This is a genomic window from Streptomyces sp. SP17BM10 (assembly GCF_036322405.1).
GTDB lineage: Bacteria > Actinomycetota > Actinomycetes > Streptomycetales > Streptomycetaceae > Kitasatospora.
In genome coordinates this window covers 1-308 of sequence record NZ_JAQYXB010000229.1, presented here as the reverse complement: position 1 = coordinate 308, position 308 = coordinate 1, and the positions used below count along the sequence as shown (strand labels likewise).

The 308-nt window shown below is 72.1% G+C and carries 1 protein-coding gene; it reads right to left on the bottom strand.

Going from position 1 to position 308, the window contains the following annotated elements; genetic code table 11:
- Positions 1–14 precede the first annotated feature (14 nt).
- Positions 15–308 (bottom strand): electron transfer flavoprotein subunit beta/FixA family protein (locus tag PUR71_RS00985; protein ID WP_443077312.1); only part of this gene is annotated, 294 nt, incomplete at its 5' end.

The following is a 308-nucleotide window of genomic DNA, read 5'->3' as shown; positions in this document are numbered from 1 at the left end:
GTGGGGGGCGCGGCTCAGATGAACTTCTGGTCGGCGAGGAAGGCGGCGAGCTGCTTGCCGCCCTCGCCCTCGTCCTTGACGACCGTGCCCGCGGTGCGCGCCGGGCGCGCCACCACCGAGTCGACCGCCGTCCACGCGCCAGCCAGGCCGACATCGTCCGCCACGATTCCCAGGTCGTCCAGGTCCAGCGACTGCACCGGCTTCTTCTTCGCGGCCATGATGCCCTTGAAGGACGGGTAACGGGCCTCGCCCGACTGGTCCGTCACCGACACGACGGCCGGCAGCGGCGCCTCGACCAGCTCCGTCGC